The 21,583-nt window shown below is 43.7% G+C and carries 26 protein-coding genes, 2 pseudogenes and 1 riboswitch; of the genes and pseudogenes, 24 read left to right on the top strand and 4 right to left on the bottom strand.

Annotated elements, in window-relative coordinates:
• Positions 1-10: 10 nt before the first annotated feature.
• From spoVAD to lysA, 5 genes are all read left to right on the top strand, one after another.
• Positions 11-1,027: a stage V sporulation protein AD gene (spoVAD, locus tag V6D44_RS12175; RefSeq protein WP_087990598.1), complete on the top strand. Its 1,017-nt coding sequence runs from the start codon at positions 11-13 to the stop codon at positions 1,025-1,027.
• Position 1,028: 1 nt separating this feature from the next.
• On the top strand, positions 1,029-1,379 hold the full coding sequence (spoVAE, locus tag V6D44_RS12170; RefSeq protein WP_087990597.1) for a stage V sporulation protein AE: 351 nt from the start codon (positions 1,029-1,031) through the stop codon (positions 1,377-1,379).
• Positions 1,380-1,386: 7 nt separating this feature from the next.
• Positions 1,387-2,004, top strand: a complete 618-nt coding sequence (gene spoVAEA / locus V6D44_RS12165) for a stage V sporulation protein SpoVABEA (protein ID WP_087990596.1) — start codon at positions 1,387-1,389, stop codon at positions 2,002-2,004.
• Complete coding sequence (locus V6D44_RS12160) at positions 1,949-3,430, top strand: spore germination protein (protein ID WP_087990595.1); 1,482 nt, start codon at positions 1,949-1,951, stop codon at positions 3,428-3,430. Before spoVAEA ends, V6D44_RS12160 begins: the two co-directional genes overlap by 56 nt.
• 106 nt (positions 3,431-3,536) lie before the next feature.
• Positions 3,537-4,856 (top strand): diaminopimelate decarboxylase, encoded by a 1,320-nt coding sequence (gene lysA / locus V6D44_RS12155; protein ID WP_202327723.1) that lies wholly within the window; start codon positions 3,537-3,539, stop codon positions 4,854-4,856.
• Between the two features lie 30 nt (positions 4,857-4,886).
• Here lysA and V6D44_RS12150 read toward each other — a convergent pair whose 3' ends face one another.
• Positions 4,887-5,759, bottom strand: coding sequence for a DUF1002 domain-containing protein (locus V6D44_RS12150; RefSeq protein ID WP_087990593.1), 873 nt, complete (start codon positions 5,757-5,759; stop codon positions 4,887-4,889).
• A gap of 257 nt (positions 5,760-6,016) precedes the next feature.
• Between V6D44_RS12150 and V6D44_RS12145 the strand changes: the two genes are divergently transcribed.
• The gene (locus V6D44_RS12145) at positions 6,017-6,448 is read left to right on the top strand and encodes a peptidylprolyl isomerase (RefSeq protein ID WP_087990809.1); all 432 of its coding nucleotides are present in this window, start codon (positions 6,017-6,019) and stop codon (positions 6,446-6,448) included.
• Positions 6,449-6,621: 173 nt separating this feature from the next.
• Here the strand turns inward: V6D44_RS12145 and V6D44_RS12140 are convergent.
• Positions 6,622-6,829 (bottom strand): annotated as a pseudogene (locus V6D44_RS12140) (spore germination protein).
• A gap of 299 nt (positions 6,830-7,128) precedes the next feature.
• Between V6D44_RS12140 and V6D44_RS12135 the strand changes: the two are divergent.
• Entirely contained in the window at positions 7,129-7,335 is a 207-nt protein-coding gene (locus V6D44_RS12135; protein ID WP_087990592.1) for a zinc ribbon domain-containing protein, read from the top strand.
• Here the strand turns inward: V6D44_RS12135 and V6D44_RS12130 are convergent.
• A pseudogene (locus tag V6D44_RS12130) lies at positions 7,278-7,515 on the bottom strand (hypothetical protein). The gene V6D44_RS12135 and the pseudogene V6D44_RS12130 sit on opposite strands and share 58 nt — an antisense overlap.
• A 15-nt stretch (positions 7,516-7,530) precedes the next feature.
• On the opposite strand from V6D44_RS12130, the gene V6D44_RS12125 reads away from it, so the two are divergent.
• The 8 genes from V6D44_RS12125 to ribT all read left to right on the top strand — a co-directional run bounded on the left by V6D44_RS12125 (position 7,531) and on the right by ribT (position 13,348).
• Positions 7,531-7,788: a hypothetical protein gene (locus V6D44_RS12125; RefSeq protein ID WP_087990591.1), complete on the top strand. Its 258-nt coding sequence runs from the start codon at positions 7,531-7,533 to the stop codon at positions 7,786-7,788.
• 94 nt (positions 7,789-7,882) lie between these two features.
• Positions 7,883-8,437 (top strand): signal peptidase I sipS, encoded by a 555-nt coding sequence (gene sipS, locus V6D44_RS12120; RefSeq protein WP_087990590.1) that lies wholly within the window; start codon positions 7,883-7,885, stop codon positions 8,435-8,437.
• Positions 8,438-8,669: 232 nt separating this feature from the next.
• Complete coding sequence (locus V6D44_RS12115) at positions 8,670-9,014, top strand: hypothetical protein (RefSeq protein WP_087990589.1); 345 nt, start codon at positions 8,670-8,672, stop codon at positions 9,012-9,014.
• Positions 9,015-9,133: 119 nt separating this feature from the next.
• A riboswitch (FMN riboswitch) is annotated at positions 9,134-9,278 on the top strand.
• Between the two features lie 130 nt (positions 9,279-9,408).
• Positions 9,409-10,494: a bifunctional diaminohydroxyphosphoribosylaminopyrimidine deaminase/5-amino-6-(5-phosphoribosylamino)uracil reductase RibD gene (gene ribD / locus V6D44_RS12110; RefSeq protein WP_087990588.1), complete on the top strand. Its 1,086-nt coding sequence runs from the start codon at positions 9,409-9,411 to the stop codon at positions 10,492-10,494.
• Positions 10,495-10,504: 10 nt separating this feature from the next.
• Positions 10,505-11,152 (top strand): riboflavin synthase subunit alpha, encoded by a 648-nt coding sequence (ribE, locus tag V6D44_RS12105; protein ID WP_087990587.1) that lies wholly within the window; start codon positions 10,505-10,507, stop codon positions 11,150-11,152.
• Positions 11,153-11,166: 14 nt separating this feature from the next.
• Positions 11,167-12,363: a bifunctional 3,4-dihydroxy-2-butanone-4-phosphate synthase/GTP cyclohydrolase II gene (locus tag V6D44_RS12100; protein ID WP_202327338.1), complete on the top strand. Its 1,197-nt coding sequence runs from the start codon at positions 11,167-11,169 to the stop codon at positions 12,361-12,363.
• A gap of 32 nt (positions 12,364-12,395) precedes the next feature.
• On the top strand, positions 12,396-12,860 hold the full coding sequence (ribH, locus tag V6D44_RS12095; RefSeq protein WP_202327339.1) for a 6,7-dimethyl-8-ribityllumazine synthase: 465 nt from the start codon (positions 12,396-12,398) through the stop codon (positions 12,858-12,860).
• 113 nt (positions 12,861-12,973) lie between these two features.
• Positions 12,974-13,348, top strand: a complete 375-nt coding sequence (gene ribT / locus V6D44_RS12090; protein ID WP_087990585.1) for a GNAT family N-acetyltransferase RibT — start codon at positions 12,974-12,976, stop codon at positions 13,346-13,348.
• 13 nt (positions 13,349-13,361) lie between these two features.
• Here the strand turns inward: ribT and V6D44_RS12085 are convergent, their stop codons facing one another.
• Positions 13,362-13,886 (bottom strand): DUF309 domain-containing protein, encoded by a 525-nt coding sequence (locus tag V6D44_RS12085; RefSeq protein WP_333516552.1) that lies wholly within the window; start codon positions 13,884-13,886, stop codon positions 13,362-13,364.
• Positions 13,887-14,159: 273 nt separating this feature from the next.
• On the opposite strand from V6D44_RS12085, the gene scpA reads away from it, so the two are divergent.
• From scpA to resB, 9 genes are all read left to right on the top strand, one after another.
• Positions 14,160-14,915: a segregation/condensation protein A gene (gene scpA, locus V6D44_RS12080; protein WP_202327346.1), complete on the top strand. Its 756-nt coding sequence runs from the start codon at positions 14,160-14,162 to the stop codon at positions 14,913-14,915.
• Positions 14,905-15,498, top strand: coding sequence for an SMC-Scp complex subunit ScpB (scpB, locus tag V6D44_RS12075; RefSeq protein WP_333516551.1), 594 nt, complete (start codon positions 14,905-14,907; stop codon positions 15,496-15,498). Before scpA ends, scpB begins: the two co-directional genes overlap by 11 nt.
• Positions 15,499-15,553: 55 nt before the next feature.
• Positions 15,554-16,093 (top strand): YpuI family protein, encoded by a 540-nt coding sequence (locus V6D44_RS12070; protein ID WP_087990581.1) that lies wholly within the window; start codon positions 15,554-15,556, stop codon positions 16,091-16,093.
• Positions 16,094-16,215: 122 nt separating this feature from the next.
• Positions 16,216-17,364, top strand: a complete 1,149-nt coding sequence (locus V6D44_RS12065) for a D-alanyl-D-alanine carboxypeptidase family protein (RefSeq protein ID WP_087990580.1) — start codon at positions 16,216-16,218, stop codon at positions 17,362-17,364.
• A complete protein-coding gene (gene spmA, locus V6D44_RS12060) occupies positions 17,352-17,942 on the top strand; it encodes a spore maturation protein SpmA (RefSeq protein WP_024121904.1) in 591 nt (196 codons plus the stop codon). The genes V6D44_RS12065 and spmA overlap by 13 nt, the downstream gene beginning before the upstream one ends.
• A 4-nt stretch (positions 17,943-17,946) precedes the next feature.
• Positions 17,947-18,483, top strand: a complete 537-nt coding sequence (spmB, locus tag V6D44_RS12055; protein WP_087990579.1) for a spore maturation protein SpmB — start codon at positions 17,947-17,949, stop codon at positions 18,481-18,483.
• A gap of 91 nt (positions 18,484-18,574) precedes the next feature.
• Entirely contained in the window at positions 18,575-19,309 is a 735-nt protein-coding gene (rluB, locus tag V6D44_RS12050; protein ID WP_087990578.1) for a 23S rRNA pseudouridine(2605) synthase RluB, read from the top strand.
• 94 nt (positions 19,310-19,403) lie between these two features.
• Positions 19,404-19,943 carry a thiol-disulfide oxidoreductase ResA gene (gene resA, locus V6D44_RS12045; protein WP_087990577.1) on the top strand — a complete coding sequence of 180 codons (540 nt, stop codon included), beginning with the start codon at positions 19,404-19,406 and terminating at the stop codon, positions 19,941-19,943.
• Complete coding sequence (gene resB, locus V6D44_RS12040; protein WP_202327350.1) at positions 19,940-21,550, top strand: cytochrome c biogenesis protein ResB; 1,611 nt, start codon at positions 19,940-19,942, stop codon at positions 21,548-21,550. Before resA ends, resB begins: the two co-directional genes overlap by 4 nt.
• The last annotated feature ends 33 nt before the right edge of the window (positions 21,551-21,583 follow it).

Here is a 21,583-nt window from a genome sequence, read left to right as displayed (position 1 = left end):
GAGAAGAAAAATGAAATTAACAGGAAAGCAAACCTGGGTATTTGAACATCCGTTATTTGTAAACTCGGCAGGAACAGCAGCAGGACCGAAGGAAAAAGACGGACCGCTCGGCTCTTTATATGATAAAACCTATGATGAAATGCACTGTAATCAAAAAAGCTGGGAAATGGCTGAACGTCAGCTGATGGAAGATGCTGTTAATGCAACACTTCAAAAAAATAATTTGACAAAAGATGATATTGATCTATTGCTGGCAGGCGACTTGCTGAATCAAAACGTAACGGCCAACTATGTGGCAAGACACTTAAACATCCCGTTTCTTTGTATGTTTGGCGCCTGTTCAACATCAATGGAAACAGTGGCTGTCGCATCAGCCTTAGTTGACGGCGGATTTGCCAAGAGAGCGCTCGCTGCCACCAGCAGTCATAATGCTACAGCGGAAAGACAGTTTCGCTATCCGACGGAATACGGGGGGCAAAAACCGGACACCGCCACTTCTACTGTGACCGGAAGCGGAGCCGTTGTTATCAGTCAGACACGGGGTGATATCCAAATCACAAGCGCGACTGTCGGAAAGGTCTCTGACTTAGGAATTACAGATCCGTTTGATATGGGATCCGCCATGGCTCCGGCGGCAGCAGATACGATTAAGCAGCACTTTAAAGATCTCAACCGGACAGCGGATGACTATGATCTAATCCTGACAGGTGATCTATCCGGCGTCGGATCTCCTATCGTAAAAGATCTCTTAAAAGAAGATGGCTATCCGGTCGGCACAAAACATGATGATTGCGGGCTTTTAGTTTATACACCGGATCAGCAGGTCTTTGCCGGAGGGAGCGGATGTGCTTGTTCAGCGCTTGTCACCTACTCTCACATTTTTAAGCAGCTGAGAGAAGGAAAATTAAACCGTGTATTCGTCGTGGCGACTGGAGCGCTGTTAAGCCCGACGATGATCCAGCAAAAAGAAACCATCCCGACCATTGCACACGGGGTTGTATTTGAGCGTGCGGGAGGTGCATCTTAACATGGACTACCTTTTGGCTTTTGTATGCGGCGGGGCCATTTGTATTGTCGGCCAGCTGCTCTTGGATATTTTTAAATTGACGCCAGCCCACGTCATGACATCATTTGTTGTGAGTGGCGCGATTTTAGATGGTTTTGGCATTTACGATAAATTTATTGAATTTGCCGGAGGAGGCGCCACCGTTCCGATCGTCAGCTTTGGCCACAGCCTTCTGCACGGTGCCATGCACCAGGCTCATATACATGGATTTATCGGAATCGGCATGGGGATTTTTGAGCTGACCTCTGCTGGTATCTCAGCCGCCATTCTCTTCGCCTTTATCGTAGCTGTTATTTTCAAACCGAAAGGATAATGCCGACATGACGACAAAACGAAAGGTCATACTGGTAACAGACGGGGATGTATACGCCGCTAAAACAATTGAATACGCCGCAAGCAAAGTGGGAGGGCGATGTATATCACAATCAAAGGGCAATCCCTCCATTCGCAGCGGCGCGGAGCTTGTCAAGTTGATCACCTCAGCACCGTATGATCCCGTATTTGTCATGTTTGACGACTCCGGCCTTCAAGGAGAGGGTCCGGGAGAAGCCGCTCTAACCTATGTCGCCACGCATCCGTCAATTGAAGTGCTCGGTGTGATTGCGGTCGCATCAAAAACACATCAGGCTGAATGGACTAGGGTTGACGTAAGCATTGACCGCAATGGAGAAATAACTGAATACGGTGTAGATAAAGTCGGGGAACGGGAATTTGATGAACACAGAATGAACGGAGATACAGTCTATTGCCTTGATAAACTTGATCTCCCGCTTATTGTCGGTATCGGGGATATTGGCAAAATGGGCAGAAAAGACGATATCTCAAAAGGGTCGCCCATCACCATGAAAGCGGTCGAGTTTATTTTAGAAAGGAGCGGGTATCATGCCGGACCAAAAGAAAGAGAAAACCCGGGTTTATCGGAATCCAGACAAAAATGAAGCATACTTTAAAAACCGTGTCGGGATGGGAACGAGCTACGATGTAGGGGTTCGCAAGCTCACCATTTTAGATAAAGAAATCCAGCTCTACTATTTGAATGGATTATGTGATACGGCCTTTATCATTCATTTAATGAGAGAACTCGTTGCCATTAACAATCGGGATGAGGATCCAGATCATCTGGTCGATATTGTCGAAAACAGGCTTCTTAACGCCCAGGTCGAAAAAGTAAAAACGCTGGATGAAACGACTGACCAGTTGCTGTCGGGATTAGTCGCAGTTATTGTTGAAGACACGGGCTTCGCATTTATTATTGATGTCAGAAGCTATCCGGGCAGAAATCCGGAAGAACCTGATACGGAAAAGGTGGTCAGGGGAGCCAGAGACGGATTTGTTGAAAATATCGTCGTCAATACGGCCCTTCTCAGAAGGCGGATCAGAGACGAACGACTTCGCATTAAGATGACAAAGGTTGGCGAGCGATCAAAAACGGATCTGAGCATTATTTATATTGAAGATATTGCAGATCCGGATCTGGTAGATATTGTGGAAAAAGAACTTGCTGCCATTGATGTCGACGGCTTAACGATGGCTGACAAAACAGTAGAGGAATTCATTATTAAACAAGGCTACAACCCGTATCCGCTCGTCCGTTATACCGAAAGACCCGATGTCGCGGCCAATCATGTGCTTGAAGGCCATGTCGTCATCATGGTTGATACATCGCCGAGTGTGATTATCACACCGACGACAATGTTCCACCATGTCCAGCATGCTGAAGAATACAGGCAGGCGCCTGCAGTCGGTACTTTTTTAAGATGGGTGAGATTTTTCGGTATCATGGCATCCACTATACTTCTCCCAATCTGGTTTCTCTTTGTGCTGCAGCCGGACCTGCTGCCCGAGAATATGAAATTTATCGGTTTAAATAAAGATACGCATATCCCGATCATCCTGCAGATATTCTTAGCTGACTTAGGAATCGAATTTCTCAGAATGGCCGCCATACACACACCGACCGCTTTATCGACAGCAATGGGATTAATTGCTGCTGTGCTGATCGGACAGATTGCCATTGAAGTCGGCCTGTTTTCACCAGAGGTGATTCTATACGTCTCACTTGCAGCGATCGGAACCTTTACGACGCCTAGTTATGAATTGAGTTTGGCAAATAAAATGAGCCGACTTGCCCTCATGATACTCGTTGCCTTATTTCATGTAAAAGGGCTTGTTATCGGTTTTACAGTGCTGATTATTGCCATGGCCAGTATCAAATCCCTGCAAACACCGTACTTATGGCCGCTGATGCCCTTTAACGGCAAGGCGCTGTGGCAGGTACTGGTCCGCACAGCGAAACCAGGCGCAAAAGTAAGACCAAGTATCGTTCACCCAAGAAATCGCTTAAGACAACCTACCAATTCATAATCGCATTGAAACTGACTGAAGAGTATGATAATGTATGTCTTAATTATGAAGGGACAGTCCATAAAACTGTCCTTTTCACCCATAAGCGAAGAAAGAGGGAATGACATTGTTCTTACATGGCACAAGCAGACAAAATCAACATGGGCATTTAGAAATCGGAGGTGTGGACGCTCTTTATTTAGCGGAAAAATATGGAACACCTCTTTACGTATATGATGTGGCTTTAATACGTGAGCGTGCTAAAAGCTTTAAGCAGGCATTTATGACTGCAGGGCTTAAAGCACAGGTGGCATATGCGAGCAAAGCATTCTCATCAGTTGCAATGATTCAGCTTGCTGAGGAAGAGGGACTTTCTTTAGATGTCGTGTCCGGTGGAGAGCTTTATACAGCTGTTGCAGCGGGCTTCCCTGCAGAACGCATTCACTTTCATGGGAATAACAAGAGCAGGGAAGAACTGCGGATGGCACTTGAGCATCGCATCGGCTGCATTGTGGTGGATAATTTCTATGAAATTTCGCTTTTGGAAGACCTATGTAAAGAAACGGGACACTCCATCGATGTTCTTCTTCGAATCACGCCAGGAGTAGAAGCGCATACGCATGACTACATTACAACTGGCCAGGAAGATTCGAAGTTTGGTTTCGATCTTCATAACGGACAAACTGAACGGGCGATTGAGCAAGTATTACAATCAGAACACATTCAGCTTCTGGGTGTCCATTGCCATATAGGCTCGCAAATTTTTGATACGGCCGGTTTTGTGTTAGCAGCGGAAAAAATCTTCAAAAAACTCGACGAGTGGAGAGAATCATACTCGTTTGTATCCAAGGTGTTGAATCTCGGAGGAGGTTTCGGCATCCGTTATACCGAAGAAGATCAACCGCTTCACGCTACTGAATACGTTGAAAAAATTATCGATGCTGTGAAAGAAAATGCTGCCCGTTACGGTTTTAACATTCCGGAAATTTGGATCGAACCGGGACGTTCTCTCGTGGGAGATGCTGGCACAACCCTTTATACGGTTGGCTCTCAAAAAGAAGTGCCGGGCGTCCGCCAGTATGTGGCTGTAGACGGAGGCATGAACGACAATATTCGTCCTGCACTTTATCAGGCTAAGTATGAAGCAGCGACAGCCAATCGTATCGGAGAAGCGCATGACAATACGGTATCGATTGCCGGAAAGTGCTGTGAAAGCGGTGATATGCTGATTTGGGATATTGATCTGCCAGAAGTAAAAGAAGGCGATCTTCTTGCCGTTTTTTGTACAGGCGCATACGGATACAGCATGGCCAACAATTACAATCGAATCCCGAGACCTGCTGTTGTATTTGTAGAAAATGGAGAGGCCCATTTAGTCGTGAAGCGAGAAACATACGAGGATGTAGTCAAACTTGACCTGCCCTTTAAAACGAGTGTAAAGCAATAAGAAAGGCGCCGAATCTCTCGGCGCCTTTTCTTATTTGAATATAGAAACAATCGCATTCCAGATAGATACGAAGAAATCAATAACTTTCTGGATGAAGTTTTTGCCCTCATCTGATTCTATGAATTTCGTAATCTTATCTTTCGCTTTATCAAGCTGGTCACCGACCTGTCCCCAGTCGATGTCGACATTTTTCATTTTATTGAATAAGGAGACAAGCTGATCTTTTTGGCTGTCTGTAAGTGTGACGTTTAAGTCAGAAGCCGCGTCGTCCACTTGTTTTTCAATGTCAGCCTTATTGTCAGGCACACCGTTTTTAGCAAATTCTTCTTTGATTTTTGCAATCAGTGCAGCCGCATTTTCGTTACCGATTTTGTCTCCAAGCTCTGATGTCGTGACAAGCTCTTGGTTGGCTACTTGCTTCACATCCTCTGAGATCGCTTCATCAGAAGAAACTTCATACGCCTTAATTAATCCGGTTAAAGCCGCAGTCCCGGATACCTCAAACGGTGCTGTCACATACACCTTCGCATCTTTAACACCGGCTGTCATCAGCGCATTTAGGTACATTTCATCTGTAATGCCGCTAATATTATGTGTCTCAACATTCAGTCCAGAGCCTTTTTTGGCGATGGTTATTGACGATGAAGAAATCGCTCTTGATCCGATTTGAGCGTTCGATATATATTTTCCTAAATATTCATGCTCTTCCTTATTGGTCACCGTTACCGTTGTGGCATTATCAGGGACATTCATTTCATTAAGCACTTTTTGTTTATCAGATTCTGACAAATCAGCACCCAGTGTGACAATGACATCTCCAACTGCGGCATCCGCGAGACTGACTTTCGGAACCGTCAGCAGCAAAACGGCCGCTGCCAGCATTCCAATCCATATTTTTTTCAAAGCAGTTTGACCTCCTTCAATTTCACAAGCAGCGGGGTAGAGCTGCTTTGCGAGGACCTGAATCATGATGAAAAGACAGTTCCGTTAGGTAAGACGGAGATAAAGACATTCAGGTTTCATTTTTATTTTTTACTAAAGCCGGGAGATTCGTTTTCCCCCGAAAGGTGTGGTATAATAGCCGCGACAAGGAGAGACAGGCTATAACCTATCATACATAATCTCCTTTGAAAATTAAAATAAAGAAAGTAGGCATACAATTGAAAACAGGTTACTTTTTATTAGAAGACGGCAACAAAATTGAATTTGAACTTTATCCTGAAGCTGCACCGGGCACTGTCGCAAACTTTGAAAAGCTTGCGAACGAAGGCTTCTATGACGGTCTTACATTCCACCGAGTGATTCCGGGCTTCGTCAGCCAAGGAGGCTGCCCGCACGGAACTGGCACAGGCGGTCCAGGATACACAATCAAATGTGAAACAGAAGGAAACCCGCACACTCATGAAGCGGGTTCGCTTTCTATGGCACATGCAGGAAAAGACACTGGCGGCAGCCAATTTTTCATCGTTCATGAGCCACAGCCTCATTTGAACGGGGTTCACACTGTATTTGGTAAAGTAACAAGCGGACTAGAATTCGCGAAAAACATGTCTAACGGCGACGTCATGAAAGAAGTTCGTGTAGAAGGCTAATAGGCAGGCAAAAGGCTTCCTCGTATCGGGGGAAGCTTTTTTATTTGCGAAAAATATACCAATAAAAAACCGCCCGAGTGCTGGAGGCTGTAAAAACAAACAGGCTTGATTAGGTTGAAGTGAAGACATTGCGGCGAGTGTTTCCCCGCCTTTCGCTTCATGATGAAATGTAATTAAAATATTTTGGTCACGTTCTGATCAGTAAATTGATGGTTAATTAGTTTGGCTTACAAAGTTGTTTTCAATAACAATTCCCGTATTCGAGCCGCCGGAACCAGACACAGATTTGGACACAGTTAATGGCCTGATCATAAAAGCGCCGCCTACGTTCACTACGCTGTTTCCGGAAATGTTGTTTATATTGATAGGATAAACAATCACACTATCGAGTCTCCTTTCATATTATTCTATTTTTTATATGTATTAGTGCTAGAGGCGTTAAGCGTAAACTTATTGGTAAAAATAATTAACTTTTATATGATGTCGTGCAAAGGTGCATTGCATCTTGTTTAGCGAGTCATGCGTATTCGCTTCCAATTCAAGCTTGCATAATGGGATTTTTTGTGTGGAGTTATATGTAAAATTAAGAAAACTTTAAAGTTACATCGTTCAAAAAAATGGTATTTTGTAGTAAAATAAATCAAAAACAAACGTAATGTGATGAAAAGGAGTTTGGCGTTATGAACAACAAAGGCTGTATAAAATGCGGAAGCTCTGAAGCAGGCCAAAAAGAAATCGCCACAACCGGCACGGGATTGTCAAAGTTGTTTGACGTGCAGCATAACCGTTTTCTAGTGGTGTACTGCAAGAATTGCGGATATTCAGAGTTTTATAATAAAGAATCCTCAACAGCCGGCAACATATTGGATTTGTTTTTTGGAGGCTGATCCATGTTTTCGAGCTTCAATGATTTTAAACACATCCTGAAAGCCAAACGGGATGCCGGTTATATCACCTGTGAAATAGGCTGCCGTAAACATTCCAGTACCCTTCATGACGTGAATCATTTTGTCAAGTGCTATGGGTATCATGAACTTGGCGATCAATGGAATGCAGTAGATGAACAGACTGCCCGTCACCTCATGACTTATATCCTATCTAAAGATTTAGCATACGAGTTCACTCTTTCATCCAAGTCCATTGCTTCTGAATTATGCGATTATTTTTTTGATTACTTTGCGGATGTGCCTACGTATTATACAAATGCTGATGTTGTTGTTCATTCCGGTTATGTTGAACTAAGCAGCTGGACTCCAATTTCCCAAGCGACATTTGATGCAGGGCTGGTTGTGGCTGGCAAGAAAAAGATAGGCATGATTTGGGTAGAAGATGAAGATTGATAGAGTATAAAATCATGGCAATGGTCCTGATAGGATTTCTTTTCGATTCGTGATAACATAAATTTGAAGACCGTTGTTTATTGGAGGAAATCAGTTGAAATCAGAAAATGTTTCGAAGAAAAAAACAATGTTAGAATGGGCAAAAGCAATTGTGATTGCTGTTGTTCTCGCTTTGCTCATCCGCCATTTTATTTTTGCGCCGTATGTCGTTGACGGTGACTCTATGTATCCAACCCTTCATAACCGGGAAAGAGTCTTTGTCAACATGACAATCAAGTACATCGGTGAGTTTGATAGAGGAGACATCGTCGTATTAAACGGGGATGATGTCCACTATGTCAAGCGGATTATCGGCCTGCCTGGAGATACGGTTGAAATGAAGAACGACCAGCTTTATATCAATGGGAAAAAGGTGGCCGAGCCTTATTTGGCAGCTAATAAAAAGAGAGCAAAACAGGACAATTATGACCTTCTGACCGATGATTTCGGCCCGGTGAAAGTGCCTGATGACAAGTATTTTTTGATGGGGGATAATCGGCGGAACTCAATGGACAGCCGAAACGGGCTTGGCCTCTTCACAAAAAAACAAATTGCCGGCACGTCAAAGTTTGTTTTCTTCCCATTTAACGAAATGCGTAAAACAAATTAGGATCGAGCAGCTTCCGAACAGGGGCTGCTTTTTTTATTTCTTTTTTATATTCATCCCCCAAAACCAGAACATAAATTCGTATAACTATAGAAAAGAAATTGCAGAAAGGTGAAACATATTCTCGTTATGCATCGTTATATTAATAATTTACGAGAAATGACGGTTTTTTATTCATGAAAAAGTGGAATAACTCATATGAATGAATAGATTCATATCGGCTGGAGGTTTAAAAATGGGAAGAATAAAAACCAAGATTACCATTCTGTTAGTGCTTTTGCTTCTACTTGCAGGCGGTTATATGTACATAAATGGCGTTGAGCTGAAGGATGTTCCAACAGCAATTGGACAAACCTTGTCCTCGGAAGAAGAGGAATACACCATTCAGGAATATAAAGTGACGGAAATTGACGGCTCTGAATATCATGGAGAAGCCGAAAACGGTACGAAAATCATCTTCAATGGAAAAAAATTAAATCAGGATTTGTCTGATATAGAAGAAGGCGACAAGATTAAGGCATACTTCAGCAAATCAAAGCGGATCGACGGATTAATTAAAGTTGCCAAAGTGAATGATTAACAAAACATCACCTTTCGGATTGAAGGGTGATGTTTTGTTTTCTCAAATTGTAAGTTTATTTCATTGCGTACTTTAAGAAGGATCGCTATAATAGCCAATAAGGACAAATGAATAAAGATTGTATCCTTCGGGGCAGGGTGGAAATCCCGACCGGCGGTAGTAAAGCGAATGCGCTTTAGAGCCCGTGACCCGTGTGCATCAGCGCGCGGTGGATTCAGTTTAAGCTGAAGCCGACAGTGAGAGTCTGGATGGGAGAAGGATGATGAGCCGCTATGCAAATGGTTCAAAAATGCATAGTGTTATTTCTTATTGCGTAAAATACCTAAAGCCCCGGATTTTTCATAAATTCGGGGCTTTTTTGACGGTAAATCAATAAAAGAGGGGAGGGAAATAAATGGAAGAGTATTATATGAAGCTGGCATTAGATCTTGCGAAGCAGGGCGAAGGACAGACCGATTCTAATCCGCTCGTCGGCGCTGTTGTGGTAAAAGACGGACAAATTGTCGGAATGGGCGCCCATTTAAAATATGGGGAAGCTCATGCAGAAGTTCATGCCATCCATATGGCCGGCTCCCACGCAAAGGGTGCTGATATTTACGTGACACTCGAACCGTGCAGCCATTACGGTAAAACACCGCCATGTGCAGAGCTGATTATCAACTCTGGAATCAAAAGAGTGTTTGTGGCGATGAGAGACCCTAATCCGCTTGTGGCTGGAAGAGGAGTCAACATGATTGAAGAAGCCGGTATTGAAGTAAAGGAAGGCATCTTGGCAGACCAGGCGGAGAAGCTGAATGAAAAATTCCTGCACTTCATGAGGACAGGCCTCCCTTACGTCACACTAAAAGCTGCCGCCAGCCTTGACGGAAAGACAGCCACCAGCACGGGCGAGAGCAAATGGATCACGTCAGAGGCTGCAAGACAGGATGCTCAGCAATACAGGAAAACAAACCAAAGCATTTTAGTCGGAGTTGGCACCGTGAAAGCCGACGATCCGAGTTTAACCTGCAGGCTGCCGAATGTGGCCAAACAGCCGGTTCGGGTAATCCTTGACACCGAACTCTCGATTCCTGAGGACGCCCGAGTGATTTGCGATCAGGAAGCGCCGACATGGATTTTCACAACGGCACGCGCAGACGAGGAAAAGAAAAAACGGCTTTCAGCTTTGGGAGTGAAGATATATACGTTTGAAACAGATCACATTCAAGTTCCTGATGTTCTGAAAATCCTTGCAGAAGAAGGCATTATGTCTGTGTATGTGGAAGGCGGTTCTGCTGTTCACGGAAGCTTTGTCCAAGAAGGCTGTTTTCAAGAAATCATCTTCTATTTTGCCCCCAAACTAATCGGAGGAACGCATGCTCCCAGCTTAATCTCCGGTGAAGGTTTTCAATCAATGAAAGATGTCCCCTTATTGCAATTCACTGATATAACCCAAATCGGCCGTGATATCAAACTGACGGCAAAACCGATAAACGAGTAGGATGGTGACCATGTTTACAGGAATTATAGAAGAAACAGGCACAATCGAATCGATGAAAAAAGCAGGGCATTCAATGGCCTTAACAATTAAATGCTCAAAGATATTAGAGGATGTTCATCTGGGCGACAGCATTGCGGTGAACGGCATTTGCCTGACTGTCACCGATTTTACAAAAAATCAATTCACAGTAGATGTAATGCCTGAAACAGTCAAAGCGACATCACTGAATGAATTATCAAAAGGAAGCAAAGTAAATTTGGAAAGAGCGATGGCGGCAAACGGCCGATTCGGAGGCCATTTCGTCTCAGGACATGTTGACGGAACTGCTGAAATTACACGAATTGAAGAGAAATCTAACGCTGTTTACTATGATTTAAAGATGGACCCGTCTTTAACAAAAACATTGGTTTTAAAGGGATCCATTACCGTGGATGGTGTAAGCTTGACCATATTCGGCCTGTCGGAAGATAAAGTGACGATTTCTTTAATACCGCATACCATCAGCGAAACGATTTTTTCAGAAAAAACAATCGGCTCTACAGTGAATATCGAGTGCGATATGATCGGAAAATATATGTATCGATTTTTGCATAAAGCCAATGAAAATAAGACCCAACAAACCATTACAAAAGCCTTCTTAAGCGAAAACGGCTTTTAGAGAGGAAGATTCGCATGTTTCATCTAATAGAAGAAGCGCTAGACGCTTTAAAAAAAGGCGAAGTTATCATCGTTGTAGATGATGAAGACAGAGAAAATGAAGGAGACTTTGTCGCTCTTGCCGAGCATGCAACCCCAGAAGTCATTAACTTTATGGCGACCCACGGAAGAGGACTGATTTGCACGCCGCTTAGTGAGGAAATCGCGGACAAGCTTGATCTTCACCCAATGGTTGAGCACAATACAGATTCTCATCATACTGCATTTACGGTAAGCATTGACCACCGCAAAACGAAAACGGGTATCAGTGCTCAAGAAAGATCTTTTACCGTTCAAGCATTGCTGGACAGCAAATCCGTGCCGTCTGATTTTCAGCGTCCGGGGCACATTTTTCCGCTCATTGCGAAAAAAGGAGGTGTCCTGAAAAGAGCAGGCCATACAGAAGCCGCTGTTGATCTTGCTGAAGCCTGCGGATCCCAAGGGGCCGGCGTCATTTGTGAAATTATGAATGAAGACGGGACGATGGCAAGAGTGCCTGAGCTCATTGAAATAGCGAAAAAGCATCAATTAAAAATGATCACCATTAAAGATTTAATTCAATACCGTTACAACCTGACAACACTTGTCGAGCGCGAAGTCGACATTACGCTGCCCACTGATTTTGGCACATTCAAGATTTACGGATACACAAACGAGGTAGACGGAAAAGAGCATGTCGCATTTGTGATGGGAGACGTGCCGTTCGGTGAAGAACCGGTATTGGTCCGGGTTCATTCTGAATGTCTCACAGGTGACGTGTTTGGGTCTCATCGCTGTGACTGTGGCCCGCAGCTGCACGCCGCGCTAGCGCAAATTGCCGCTGAAGGGCGGGGAGTGCTCTTGTATTTGCGCCAAGAAGGCCGAGGCATCGGTTTAATCAATAAATTAAAAGCTTATAAGCTTCAGGAACAAGGCTATGATACCGTAGAAGCCAACGAAGCTCTCGGGTTCTTACCGGACCTTCGCAACTATGGCATCGGGGCACAAATGTTACGCGATCTCGGTGTGCGGAATATGAAGCTTCTGACGAATAATCCGCGAAAAATCGCCGGTCTTGAAGGCTATGGACTCAGCATTTCAGAAAGAGTGCCCCTTCAAATGGAGGCAAAAGAGCACAATAAAAAATATTTACAAACCAAAATGAATAAACTGGGTCATTTGCTTCATTTCTAATCACAAATATCACAAAAAAGGATGGGAATCATATGAATATCATACAAGGAAACTTAGTTGGTACAGGTCTTAAAATCGGAATCGTAGTAGGAAGATTTAATGATTTTATTACAAGCAAGCTGCTAAGCGGTGCAGAAGATGCGTTGCTCAGACACGGCGTAGACACAAATGATATTGATGTGGCTTGGGTTCCAGGCGCATTTGAAATACCGTTTGCCGCCAAAAAAATGGCGGAAACAAAAAAATATGACGCGATTATCACATTGGGCACTGTTATCAGAGGTGCAACGACACATTATGATTATGTTTGCAATGAAGCTGCAAAAGGCATCGCGCAAACAGCAAACACGACAGGCGTACCTGTCATCTTTGGCATTGTCACCACTGAAAACATTGAGCAGGCAATTGAGCGTGCCGGCACGAAAGCAGGCAACAAAGGTGTAGATTGCGCTGTTTCTGCCATAGAAATGGCAAATTTAAACCGCTCATTTGAATAATTTGTTGAAAACAGTTTAAAAATATGGCGAAAATGATATAATGTGAGAAAACGGATCACCTATTCGTATCCGTTAATAGCCAGACTGGACATTTTGGATATAGAGGGGTTTTTATGTTAATTCGTTATAAAAAATCGTTTGAAAAGATTGCGATGGGGCTTCTTTCGTTCATGCCGAATGAAAAAGACCTTAAGCAGCTTCAGCAGACAATTAAGGACTACGAAACGGATACAGACCGCCAGCTCTTTCTTTGGAAAGAGGACGAGGATATCGTCGGAGCAATCGGAGTCGAAAAAAAGGATTCCGAGGTTGAAATCCGGCATATCAGTGTGAATCCTTCTCATCGCCATCAAGGAATCGGAAAACAGATGATGGATGCTTTAAAGCATTTATTCAAAACGCAGATACTGGTTCCGAATGAATTAACGCAGAGCTTTTTCGAACGTTGTCAAGATCAGCAGGATCAAGACATTTCATACAATAATTAAGCAGAGGCTGTCATCAGCCTCTGCTTTTTTTTCTCCGTTCTATCTCTTTTTCACGCTCAAGGATGACCTCAGTCCGATCCCGCAAACGGTGCTTGTCAATAAGAAATGTGTCGGTGATTGTGCTGGGCTGCCCCCATGTGTACTCTGTTTTCTGACATTCAATGCGGCATGTTTCCTCCAGCTTCTCATCTTTGATCGGCAGCATGATGCTTTTATAGGAAGATCCCATTTCGATTTGTTCGTAAACCGACTGCATAAGTTCGAGTAAACGGCTATAATCAAGTCCCAAGTCTTCGACCGCTTGTTTTTCGGCTTGAAGAATCCGGATGCTGTTCGCCATCAGTCTTTTTGCACCGGCTGTATTCTGCCTTCTATGATGATACAAAGCAACCGCAAGCTGAATAAAGCCGACCCAATACATTTTTCGTTGATTTGGAGGATCTTCCTTCCAATATTCTTCTAATATTTCATGGCATTCAAAATAATCCCGTGTTGCGTGAAACTCAACGAGATAATCGATATAAGCTTTCGGGTACACGATGCTTCCTCCTTTAATCTGCTTTCAGTGTAACATAGGAAGAATAAAAGAAAAAAACGCTCAGCCCTGATTGATTCTTTGTTTACCACGACAATTGAAAGGGAAACCGCCGCGGGGGCCTTTCTCGCAACTCCTTTATTGTTTTGAATTTTCTGTACAAATAGCTTCAAAACAGGAAATGAAATAGTATTGGACGAGAGCTTTTTGGTGCCTTATACTAAAGGATAGCCAGTTTAACCGGCAATGAGAGTGATACTTGAAAATGGTGAGATGATGGAAGAATATCAAGTGAAAATTGATACGTTTGAGGGCCCATTGGACCTGCTGCTTCATTTAATCAATCGTCTTGAAATTGACATATATGATATCCCTGTGGCAAAGATCACTGAACAATATTTATTATATGTACATACGATGCGAGTGCTTGAGCTCGATATTGCCAGCGAGTATTTGGTCATGGCTGCCACGCTGCTCAGCATTAAAAGCAGAATGCTGCTCCCGAAGCAAGAGGAGGAGCTTTTTGAAGATGAATTACTTGAAGAAGAGGATCCGCGGGAGGAACTGATTGAAAAGCTGATTGAGTATAGAAAATATAAAGATGCGGCGAAGGATTTAAAAGAACGGGAAGAAGAAAGACAAAAATCGTTCACGAAACCGCCGAGTGATTTGAGTGAATATGCAAAAGAAGTCAAACAGTCTGAGCAAAAGCTCTCAGTCACGGTCTATGACATGATCGGGGCTTTTCAAAAAGTGCTGAAACGCAAAAAAATAACAAAACCGATGGAAACAACAATTACCAGACAAGAAATACCAATCGAAGACAGAATGAACGAAATCGTGCACAGCCTGAAATCTAGAGGAACGAGAATCAACTTTATGGAGCTGTTTCCGTATGAGCAAAAAGACCATTTGGTTGTAACTTTTCTAGCTGTTCTCGAGCTGATGAAGAATCAGCGGATTCTCATTGAACAGGAGCACAATTTTTCAGATATTTACATTACGGGGAGTGAATCCATTCATGGGGCTTGATATCGTGAATTGGAAAGCTATAGTGGAAGCCCTTCTTTATGCGGCAGGCGATGAAGGGCTCACAAAAAAGCAGCTGTTAACAGTGCTTGAAATCGAAGAGCCTGAACTGAACACCATTATGGCGGATGTGGCGGAAGAATACCGCGGGGATGCAAGGGGCATTGAACTTATTACATATGCAGATACGTACATGCTCTCTACCAAAAAAGCCTTTGCGCGGTATTTGAAAAAACTAATAGAAGTGCCGTCAAAGGGCCTTTCTCAAGCTTCATTAGAAGTGCTGGCCATTGTTTCTTATAAACAGCCGATTACCAGAGCAGAAATTGAAGAAATCAGAGGCGTGAAATCAGAGCGGATTTTACATAGCCTCGTCGCGAAGGCTTTATTGTGTGAAGTTGGACGGGCTGACGGTCCGGGACGGGCCATATTATACGGCACCACGCCGACTTTTCTTGAACAATTCGGTTTGAAAACGCTGGACGAGCTTCCGCCGCTGCCTGAAAATGCGGAAGAAGACGTTCTTCAAGAAGAAGCAGATTTATTTTTTGAAAACTTTAACCAAACCTTCGAAGATATAAAATAGATGTTTAATGAATCGCGATTTTTCATCAACATAAGATATAAGGAAAGAAGCTATTATGAAAGAAGCAAAATGTGAGAGACAAAGACATGAGGGGAAGATACCAAACGAAATGAGACATTCGATTGTGCGAGCGCAGACTCAAAAAACAGACGAATTCTTATCAATGGTTGTCAATACTGTTAACGATTACCTAAACCAAACAACGCTTGCGTCCTTGCAGGCTGAATTGCCTATTGAGAAAGGATACTGCTGTGATGTGCTGAGCACTCTGAGAAGAATGACAGTATATTGTGAAGGAGGCGCAGAAGCGTGCCGCCGTCTCCTGATGCAGGAGCCTTTTCAAGAAGCCAGAGCGGGAAAAACACTTTACAAGGTGTATCACCAATGCATTGAAGAGTTCTTTATGCCCAAAAAGGACACGTGGTGTGAAAATAGCCGGGCGTCTTATACCGGGGTCAGCGCAATTGAGTTTTACCATGCTGTTCCTGCGTCGCTTGAGCAATTATTATTGCCGCTGAGCGCAGCCTTTCTGAGAATGAGAGAAGAGCTGGCTCATTACGAAGCGTCCGGATCAAGCATGGCGCCAATCAGATAACGTTTACTCTCCCTTTTTCAGGGAGAGTTTTTTTATGTTTGCCTGCAGATCTATAATTGGTATTCATAACTGGTGGACATGCGCATAAACTTGTACAAACCACCACAAGGACGTGAGCAAACATGCGCATTTTCAAAAAAGCAGTATTCATGGTTATGATTTCTTTTCTTTTTGCAAATGTAAATGTGAACACAGCACATGCTGCTATAGATGTCAGTGCAAAAAGTGCGATTGTCATTGATGGAGCGTCAGGCAGAGTGTTATTTGCCAAGAGCGAGCATGAAAAAAGGCGGATTGCAAGCATCACAAAAATCATGACGGCTGTTCTCGCCATCGAATCCGGCAAAATGGATGAAACGGTGACGGTTTCGGCAAATGCTGTCAGAACAGAAGGCTCTGCCATTTATTTAACAGAAGGCCAAAAAGTGAAACTAAAAGATCTTGTGTACGGCCTCATGCTGAGATCAGGAAACGACGCCGCTGTTGCGATTGCTGAACATGTCGGCGGAAGTCTTGATGGATTTGTTTATATGATGAATCAAAAAGCCGAGCAGCTTGGTATGGAGAATACCCGTTTTCAAAACCCGCACGGATTGGACGACCACAAAAACCATTATTCAACAGCCTTTGATATGGCCATTTTAACCAAATACGCTATGAAGCTGAAAGACTATCAAAAAATTTCAGGCACAAAAGTATACAGAGCAGAAACGATGGAAAGCGTTTGGAAAAACAAAAATAAACTGCTGACGATGCTTTATCGATACAGCACAGGAGGGAAAACAGGCTATACAAAACTTGCAAAACGGACACTGGTCTCAACAGCCACAAAGGATAGCATTGACCTGATAGCCGTGACCATCAATGATCCTGACGATTGGGATGATCATATGAAAATGTTTAACTATGTGTTTAATCATTATCAAACCTATTTAATCGCGAAAAAAGGGGACATTCCAAGGCTGAATGGCACATTTTATGAATCTAAGGCTTTTATTAAACGGGACATCACCTATTTGTTAACCGAAGAGGAAAAAGAAGAGGTCAACATTCAAACCACGCTGCTTAAACCGAAAAAAGGATGGGAAAAAGACGCCTCAAAGATTCCCGACATCGTAGGGCACATGAAGATCATGTTTAACGATGAAACCATCGCAAAAGTGCCGATCTATTATGAAAATGAACGAAATCAAAAACCGAAGAAACAATTTTTTGAAACGTTCAAATCAATCTTTCTGAATGCGGCTGGCGGGGCAAAATGGTCAATATAATATGGGTCAGCTTAACTGTGATCGGACTTGTTTTTGCGATGTGCAACGGAACCTTGCAAGATGTAAATGAAGCTGTGTTTAAGGGGGCAAAGGAAGCTGTTACGATCTCATTCGGGCTGATGAGCGTGCTTGTTTTCTGGCTTGGCTTAATGAAAATAGCCGAGCAGTCAGGGCTTTTGGATATTTTCAGCCGGATGTGCAGGCCTTTTATATCTAAGCTGTTCCCGGATATCCCTCCGGATCACCCGGCGATGGGCTACATTTTATCTAATCTCATGGCGAACTTCTTCGGCCTTGGGAATGCGGCAACTCCGCTGGGCATTAAAGCAATGGAGCAAATGAAAAAGCTGAATGGAAACCGATCGGAAGCAAGCCGGTCGATGATTACTTTTTTAGCTGTCAATACGTCCTGCATCACTCTCATTCCGACAACCGTAATCGCTGTCCGAATGGCTTATTCCTCCAAAACACCGACAGATATCGTCGGACCAAGTATTTTGGCGACCCTCATTTCTGGAATCGGCGCCATTATCATTGACAGGTATTTTTATTACCGCCGCAAAAAGAAGGGAAGGTGAGCGGATGGAAATCATTAATTGGCTGTCTTTAGCCATGATTCCGATCATTATTGCCGGCATTCTTCTTTATGGAACAATCAAAAAGGTTCCCACATATGAATCATTTGTAGAAGGCGGAAAAGAAGGCATAGAGATCGCCTTTTCCATTATCCCCTACTTAGTCGGAATGCTTGTCGCCATTACTGTTTTCAGATCATCAGGCGCGCTTGATTTTATAATGGACCTATTAAAACCGGTTTTCTCCGCTATCGGTATACCCGCTGAGGTGGTTCCGCTTGCCCTGATCCGCCCGATCTCGGGTACGGCTGCACTCGGTATGACAACCGATATAATTGCAGTTTACGGGCCGGACTCCTTCATTGGCAGACTGGCATCCGTTATGCAGGGGTCAACGGATACAACGCTTTATGTGCTGACTGTGTACTTCGGGGCAGTCGGCATTAAAAAAATGGGTGATGCATTAAAGGTGGGACTTCTTGCTGATTTAATCGGTGTAGTTGCATCTATCATCATCGTTACGTTATTATTTGGGGGCGCCTGAAAACGGCGTTTTTTTAGATTGGGCGCATACAGTCTGAAAAAGCTTGTTTGTTCAGGTCGAAAAAAGTAAGATAATACTTGAGGTGAAAGACATGGAAAGACTGCAAAAAGTGATTGCTCATGCCGGATTTGCATCGCGCAGAAAGGCAGAAGAGCTGATTAAAGAAGGAAAAGTAAAGGTGAACGGCAAAGTAGTAACAGAGCTTGGTGTTAAGGTCACCGGTTCTGATCAGGTTGAGGTAAACGGGTTAAAGGTTGAACGTGAGGAGCCGGTTTACTTTCTCTTATATAAACCAAGAGGCGTTATTTCTGCAGCCCAAGATGACAAAGGACGCAAAGTCGTGACAGACTTTTTTAAAGAAGTCCCGCAGCGCATTTATCCGATCGGGCGTTTGGATTATGATACGAGCGGTCTTTTGCTTTTAACCAATGACGGCGAGTTTGCCAATAAGCTGATGCATCCTAAATATGAAATAGACAAAACATACGTGGCGAAGGTGAAAGGCATTCCGCCTAAAGAGCTGCTCAGAAAGATGGAGCGCGGAATTATGCTGGAAGAAGGCAAAACGGCGCCTGCTAAAGCGAAGCTTCTGTCTTTGGATAAGAAAAAGCAGACAAGCATTATTCAGCTGACAATTCATGAAGGACGCAACAGACAGGTGCGCCGCATGTTCGAAGCGATCGGGCATGAGGTAATCAAGCTGAAGCGCGAAGAATACGCGTTTTTAAACCTGCGAGGCTTGCACACGGGAGATGCCAGAGAACTTACGCCGCATGAAGTCAAAAGACTCAGAGCGCTGGCGGAGCACGGTAAAAACGCTTTCTAAATTTCACATAACCTTCAAAAAGTAAGAAATGTGAAATGAATGTGCAATGATATAATTGAATGGATCTGCAATAGGGGGAAGGGGGCAGTGGACAATGAAGAAAAAAAGGCGTTTATTCATTCGGACCGGCATCCTTCTCGTTTTAATCTGCGCGCTTGGCTATACGATTTACAATGCTGTATTTGCCGGCAAAGAGAGCATATCCGAAGGGTCCGACGCACCGAATTTTGTCCTTGAAGATACGAATGGGAAGCGTATCGAGCTCAGTGATTTAAAAGGGAAAGGTGTTTTTTTGAATTTCTGGGGTACATGGTGTGAACCGTGCAAAAAAGAATTTCCTTATATGGCGAACCAATATAAGCATTTTAAAGACAAAGGTATTGAAGTTGTCGCGGTAAATGTTGGGGAGTCAAAGATAGCAGTACATAATTTTATGAAATCCTACGGAGTCAATTTCCCGGTTGTTCTGGATACAGATCGCCAAGTGCTTGATGCCTATGACGTATCTCCGCTTCCGACAACCTTTTTAATCAATCCGGAAGGAAAAGTTGTCAAGGTGGTGACCGGCACTATGACAGAAAGCATGATCCATGATTATATGAATCTGATAAAACCCGGAGAGACTTCGGGATGAAGCAAGTCAAATGTGAATGCGGACATGTAAACCCGGTCGGAACCGTTCTATGTGAATCGTGCGGAAGAGCTCTCCAAGTCACTCAGCCTCCGCTTGCTGATATGAGATATGACGGAAGCGCAAGGCGTTCACAAACTTATAACAAAACAATTATTGATAAAATTTGGAATTTCTTTTCTTCGGTTAAGGTTGGAATCTGGCTTATCATGATAACCCTTGCTGCATCAGCGTTCGGCACCATTTTTCCCCAAGAAGCCTATTTGCCTCCGGGCGCACAGGCTGACACTTATTACAAAGAGCAGTACGGCACATTTGGTCAGCTTTATTATTTGCTCGGATTTCATCATTTATATGGTTCTTGGTGGTATTTGCTGCTTATCGCCTCGATCGGCATTTCACTCGTGATTTGCAGCCTCGATCGGGTCATTCCGTTGTACAGGGCGTTAAAGAAACAAGGTGTCAAAAGGAGTCCTGCTTTTTTAAGAAGGCAGCGCTTGTTCAGTGAAACGGATACTGGATTGGATGGGGAAGCAAAAGAAAAGGTTGTAGCTCTCTTAAAGAAAAAGCATTATAGAATCAGAGAAAAAGAGGGAAGCATCCTTGCCGAAAAAGGGCGTTTTTCCCGCTGGGGCCCGTATGTCAACCACATTGGATTGATTATCTTTCTGATTGGTGCGATGCTGAGATTTGTGCCTGGCATGTACGTTGATGAGACGCTTTGGGTCAGAGAAGGCGAGACCGCGGCAATCCCGGGAACAGACGGTAAATATTATTTAAAAAACAATCAATTCAGCGTAGAGACCTATAACAGTAAAACGGAAAAAAAGGTATTCGCAGATGCCATTGACAGAGTCGGGGACGGGAAAGTGGCAAAGAACTTTCAAACAGATGCCGTACTCTACAAGAGAGAAGGAAAAATTGTTTACGGTGAGAAGCCAAAACTGAAAAAAGTATCAGAAGAGGATATCCGAGTCAATCAGCCGCTGCGTTTTGATTCTTTTTCCGTTTACCAGGTGGATTATAAAGAGAATCAGCTTGATCAAATGGTGTTTCAGCTTATAGACAAAAAAACAAAAAAATCCTTTGGGAGCATGAAGATCAACCTTTTGGATCCAGATTCGGTTTATGATCTTGGCAACGGTTACAAAATTGAAATAGCCAGCTACCTGCCAGACTTCTATTTTAATCAGGACGGGGAACCGAGCACGAAAACAAAGCTCCCTAACAATCCGGCTTTTGTCTTTAATGTCATAACACCGGACAAACCGAAGGGTGAAAAGAGCTTTGTCGCCATCCAAGAAACAATCGAAGGCTCCGGCAGCAATAAATACAAGCTGAAATTTGACCATGTCGAAACGAAAAGCATTACCGGACTTACAGTCAGAAAGGATCTGACACTTTGGGTGCTTGCCGTCGGCGGAGCTATTTTTATGATCGGTGTCATTCAAGGAATGTACTGGCAGCACCGAAGAATCTGGCTGCGCTCACAGGGCGGGGCAGTTATGGTGGCGGCGCATACCAATAAAAACTGGTATGGCCTTAAGAAGGATTTAGCATTTGTATTGGCTGATTCCGGACTGACTGAACCGGCGGACCAAAAAGAATGAATCAAAACACAGAAATAGGCGAAAAGGGAGTGA

Origin of the sequence: Bacillus sp. 0209A, assembly GCF_036765095.1 — a bacterium.
Classification (GTDB): Bacteria; Bacillota; Bacilli; order Bacillales; family Bacillaceae; genus Bacillus; species Bacillus subtilis_G.
Note: the sequence above shows the minus strand (reverse complement) of the source record. Positions and strands in the feature narration are given on the sequence as shown.

What these genes read in the sequence shown, in the direction of transcription:
- V6D44_RS12070 (WP_087990581.1), top strand. Translation starts at nt 15,554, where the DNA reads ATGAAAGAAGCAAAATGTGAGAGACAAAGACATGAGGGGAAGATACCA.
- V6D44_RS12115 (WP_087990589.1), top strand. Translation starts at nt 8,670, where the DNA reads ATGGGAAGAATAAAAACCAAGATTACCATTCTGTTAGTGCTTTTGCTT.
- spmA (WP_024121904.1), top strand. Translation starts at nt 17,352, where the DNA reads ATGGTCAATATAATATGGGTCAGCTTAACTGTGATCGGACTTGTTTTT.
- scpA (WP_202327346.1), top strand. Translation starts at nt 14,160, where the DNA reads ATGGAAGAATATCAAGTGAAAATTGATACGTTTGAGGGCCCATTGGAC.
- ribT (WP_087990585.1), top strand. Translation starts at nt 12,974, where the DNA reads ATGTTAATTCGTTATAAAAAATCGTTTGAAAAGATTGCGATGGGGCTT.
- scpB (WP_333516551.1), top strand. Translation starts at nt 14,905, where the DNA reads ATGGGGCTTGATATCGTGAATTGGAAAGCTATAGTGGAAGCCCTTCTT.
- V6D44_RS12065 (WP_087990580.1), top strand. Translation starts at nt 16,216, where the DNA reads ATGCGCATTTTCAAAAAAGCAGTATTCATGGTTATGATTTCTTTTCTT.
- V6D44_RS12160 (WP_087990595.1), top strand. Translation starts at nt 1,949, where the DNA reads ATGCCGGACCAAAAGAAAGAGAAAACCCGGGTTTATCGGAATCCAGAC.
- resB (WP_202327350.1), top strand. Translation starts at nt 19,940, where the DNA reads ATGAAGCAAGTCAAATGTGAATGCGGACATGTAAACCCGGTCGGAACC.
- V6D44_RS12125 (WP_087990591.1), top strand. Translation starts at nt 7,531, where the DNA reads ATGACTTATATCCTATCTAAAGATTTAGCATACGAGTTCACTCTTTCA.
- spoVAD (WP_087990598.1), top strand. Translation starts at nt 11, where the DNA reads ATGAAATTAACAGGAAAGCAAACCTGGGTATTTGAACATCCGTTATTT.
- spmB (WP_087990579.1), top strand. Translation starts at nt 17,947, where the DNA reads ATGGAAATCATTAATTGGCTGTCTTTAGCCATGATTCCGATCATTATT.
- ribE (WP_087990587.1), top strand. Translation starts at nt 10,505, where the DNA reads ATGTTTACAGGAATTATAGAAGAAACAGGCACAATCGAATCGATGAAA.
- ribH (WP_202327339.1), top strand. Translation starts at nt 12,396, where the DNA reads ATGAATATCATACAAGGAAACTTAGTTGGTACAGGTCTTAAAATCGGA.
- rluB (WP_087990578.1), top strand. Translation starts at nt 18,575, where the DNA reads ATGGAAAGACTGCAAAAAGTGATTGCTCATGCCGGATTTGCATCGCGC.
- V6D44_RS12135 (WP_087990592.1), top strand. Translation starts at nt 7,129, where the DNA reads ATGAACAACAAAGGCTGTATAAAATGCGGAAGCTCTGAAGCAGGCCAA.
- spoVAEA (WP_087990596.1), top strand. Translation starts at nt 1,387, where the DNA reads ATGACGACAAAACGAAAGGTCATACTGGTAACAGACGGGGATGTATAC.
- spoVAE (WP_087990597.1), top strand. Translation starts at nt 1,029, where the DNA reads ATGGACTACCTTTTGGCTTTTGTATGCGGCGGGGCCATTTGTATTGTC.
- resA (WP_087990577.1), top strand. Translation starts at nt 19,404, where the DNA reads ATGAAGAAAAAAAGGCGTTTATTCATTCGGACCGGCATCCTTCTCGTT.
- V6D44_RS12100 (WP_202327338.1), top strand. Translation starts at nt 11,167, where the DNA reads ATGTTTCATCTAATAGAAGAAGCGCTAGACGCTTTAAAAAAAGGCGAA.
- ribD (WP_087990588.1), top strand. Translation starts at nt 9,409, where the DNA reads ATGGAAGAGTATTATATGAAGCTGGCATTAGATCTTGCGAAGCAGGGC.